The sequence below is a fragment of the Centipeda noxia ATCC 43541 genome (assembly GCF_000160555.1).
GTDB classification, from domain to species: Bacteria; Bacillota; Negativicutes; order Selenomonadales; family Selenomonadaceae; genus Centipeda; species Centipeda noxia.
Genome location: NZ_GG749278.1, coordinates 284,860 through 288,368, shown reverse-complemented (window position 1 = coordinate 288,368; position 3,509 = coordinate 284,860). Strand labels below are relative to the sequence as shown.

Sequence of the window (3,509 nt, the reverse complement as noted above, 5' to 3'; positions counted from 1 at the left end):
TGGATAATATCACGGGTCTTTTTCCTTTTATTGCCTTTATAAATGGCTGTGGCTCAGAGGTGAATACAGATGAGCAGACAAGCGTTTGTACAGAAGGAAATTTGGAAACATAAAAGCGTTCGTATTTTTTCCTGTTCTTATGCGGGAGAGAAGATTTGGGTCAAGCAGGCAGAGCCGGTGCGCAATGTATCCTGGCTTCGTTTTGCACGCAGGGCATGCCTTTTCTTTGGACTTGGTATTTTACAGCCCAGTGCGGATCCAGATGGGAGGAGAGCGCTGCGCTTTGAGACAGGACGTCTGCGGCGGCTCTCTGCGCGCGGGATTCGTGTGCCTGAGGTTTTTGCCGCTGGTGACGAATGGCTTGCACTGGCGGATTGCGGGGACAATCTGATTGACGTACTAGGAGATGCGGATCTTCCTGTACAGGCGGCGCAGACCATACTTTCTTCTGCGGCGGAGAATCTTGCGGCGCTGCATGCGCTTGGGATTCATCATGGGCGGCCTGCGCTGAAAGATATGGTATGGGATGGTCAAGAGGTCACCTTGCTCGACTTTGAGGATGGCATCATCGTGGGGCTTTCTCGGGAAAAGCGCATTTTGCGTGATCTATTGATTTTCATGCAGAGTATTTTCAAGGAGATGGGGAATGATGGTCCGCTGCTGGCAGCGGGGGCATTTGCTGTCTATGCGCGTATACAGCCGCACTATGCAATACGTGCGCGCGCTTATTTTGGGCGGTTTAACCTCCTCCTTCTGGTTCTGCAGATTGGCCTGCGCTATACAGGGCGCGATTTGGAGAGTGTCTATCAGACGCTGCACTTCTTTCGCAAATAGAGTGCTGTCGGAATAGGATGGGGCGTTTTTGGCCGGATATTTGTTTCTTGCAGGGGATATTTCCCCTTTTCTTTTTGTGATTCATGCGTCTATATTATGAAAAATTTGACGCTGCGGACTGTATCTTTAAGGGGGTATTTACTATGTTGCTGGATCGTTTAGAACAGCTTCCGCTCGGTCGCTTTCAGTACAAACTGTTGGCTGTGACGGGGCTGGGATGGCTATTTGATGCGATGGATACGGGACTGATTGCATTTGTGCTGCCGGTGCTGGCGCGTGAGTGGGGGCTCACGCCGGCGCAGGCGGGATGGATCGGATCGATCGGTCTGATCGGTATGGCTCTGGGGGCAGTCCTGGCGGGAACGGTTGCGGACCGTATTGGGCGCAAGCAGGTGTTCACCATTACCGTGCTTCTTTACAGTATATCAACGGGATTGTGTGCTGTGGCGTGGAGTTATGAGTCCTTGCTCGTGTTCCGCTTCCTTGTAGGATTTGGTTTGGGCGGAGAGCTGCCTGTTGCGGCGACGCTGATGAGCGAGTATGCGCCGGCACGTCTGCGCGGGCGCTTCATCGTTCTGCTTGAGAGCTTCTGGGGACTCGGTTGGCTCGCGGCAGCGTGCATTGCCTATCTGCTGATTCCGGCCTTTGGCTGGCAGGCTGCCTTTCTCATCGGTACGCTGCCCGCACTCTATGTATTCCTCCTGCGGCTGCATATGCCGGAGTCGATCCGTTATCTCCTCTCGAAGGGACGTGTGGATGAGGCAAAGGCCATCATCTCTGATATTGAGCGACAGTTGAAGCTGCCGGAGCGTCCGTTCCTTGATCAGCTTGCACCGGGCAGGGTGGAGGCGGAGCGCGTGGAGACGCCGGGCTTTGCAGCGCTTTGGGCGAAGGGGATGCGCCGCCGTACGACGATGCTCTGGCTCGCGTGGTTCGGCATTGTGTTCAGTTACTATGGGATCTTTATGTGGCTGCCGTCAATCGTGTATTCACAGGGCTTCGCAATTGTGAAGACGTTTGAGTATGTGCTCATTATGACGGTGGCGCAGCTGCCGGGGTACTATGCGGCAGCATATCTGGTGGATGTGATCGGGCGGCGTTATACGCTCGGGCTGTTCCTCTTGATGAGCGGCGTGTGCAGCTATTTCTTCGGCAATGCGGGCGATGTCACGCCGCTTCTCGTCTGGGGCGCGGCGATGAGCTTCTTTAATCTTGGCGCATGGGGCGTGATTTACACCTACACGCCGGAGCAGTACCCGACGGCGATGCGCGCGCTCGGCAGCGGATGGGCAGCGGGTTTTGGACGGATCGGCGGCATGATTGCACCGATGCTCGTGGGTGTGATGCTCGCGAATGCGTTCCCCATGAGCGGCATCTTTATGATGTTCGCAGCGGTCTTTGCACTGATTTCGGGCACGGTGATTCTCCTCGGACGTGAGAGCAAGCAGCAGACGCTCGAGGAGTTGGAGCATTCCCTCAGCTGACGGAAAAAACTAGCGAAAATTTCTTGACTGTGCTACAATAGGGCAGATAAACTCTATTGTAGCATATTTTTTTGAGGTGACATTTTGCGATATTCTTTGAAACGCCTTGCAGCGGCGTCTCTTTTTGCGTTGGCAATAAATTTTCATGCGCCGGCAATCCATGCGATGCCGCCGATTCTCCCATACAGCGAGGTGACGGCGGGCATGCAGGGAACGGCGTATACGGTACTCGATACATCGGGGGAGATCCGCACGTTCCCCGTTGAAATCCTTGGTGCGATGGAGGGCGGAAAAGGCTCTCAGCGCATGATTATGGCGCGGACAAGCGGCGACTTTATCGAGCATGTCGGCGGCGTTATGCAGGGGATGAGCGGCAGTCCGGTCTATGTGGACGGACGTCTTGTCGGTGCGCTTGCAGCAGGACTGAAGGATCTCAGTCCCTATACATTCTTCATTACGCCGATTGAGGACATGACGCCGCTCTGGACGATGCCGGATAAGAAGAATCAAACGACCATAAATACGGTTGATGTCGTCAAGGCGGTCGAGGAGCGCAAGAAGGCGAAGGAGAAAGAGCAGCTGCGTGAGCGCGAGAAGGCAGTTGCGAAGATGACGCGTGCGGAACGCGAGGCGGAGTGGCGCGACATGATTGCGGCGCTCAAGGGGGAAAAGAAGGAGCCTGTGGAAGAGAAACCGGCGGACGAAGCCGCCGCAGGCGATAAGACTCCCTCGGATGCCGATGTTCCTCCGGAAAAGAAGGAAACAGATACGGCAGAACCGGAGGAGAAGGCGTATTTCTTTACGAGCGGCTTCAATGCGGCGGGGCTGCGCTATCTGCAGGATAAGCTGCCTGCGGACACCTCCTTTCTTCCGCTGGCGGCCTCTGGGGCGAACACGAAAATTCATACACGCTACGACGCGACGCTCACGGCCGGACAGCCGGTCGGTGTGGCGCTGGTGTACGGCGATTTCAGCATTGGCGCGACGGGGACGGTGACAGCGGTTGACGGGAAGAAGATCGTGGCGTTTGGGCATTCTTTTATGCATAAGGGGAATGTCAACTACTTTATGACCGATGCGGATGTGATCGGAACGATTGCGGGCCAGAGCAACGGCGTGAAGATCGCGAACATCGGCAGCATCATCGGACGCGTCAACCAGGACCGTGAGACGGGGGTTGCAGGCATTCTC

The 3,509-nt window shown here is 55.5% G+C and carries 3 protein-coding genes; all 3 read left to right on the top strand.

Annotated elements, in window-relative coordinates; all coding sequences use genetic code 11:
• Positions 1–177 precede the first annotated feature (177 nt).
• The gene (locus HMPREF7545_RS01435) at positions 178–834 is read left to right on the top strand and encodes a BUD32 family EKC/KEOPS complex subunit (RefSeq protein ID WP_248681266.1); all 657 of its coding nucleotides are present in this window, start codon (positions 178–180) and stop codon (positions 832–834) included.
• A gap of 143 nt (positions 835–977) precedes the next feature.
• Positions 978–2,318, top strand: a complete 1,341-nt coding sequence (locus HMPREF7545_RS01430; protein ID WP_040571093.1) for an MFS transporter — start codon at positions 978–980, stop codon at positions 2,316–2,318.
• 165 nt (positions 2,319–2,483) lie between these two features.
• Positions 2,484–3,509, top strand: a 1,026-nt coding sequence (locus HMPREF7545_RS10335) for a SpoIVB peptidase S55 domain-containing protein (protein ID WP_006693881.1), incomplete at its 3' end; no start/stop codon positions are given.

Excerpts from the sequence above, each read along its gene's own strand:
- HMPREF7545_RS01430 (WP_040571093.1), top strand. The coding sequence starts at position 978 with ATGTTGCTGGATCGTTTAGAACAGCTTCCGCTCGGTCGCTTTCAGTAC.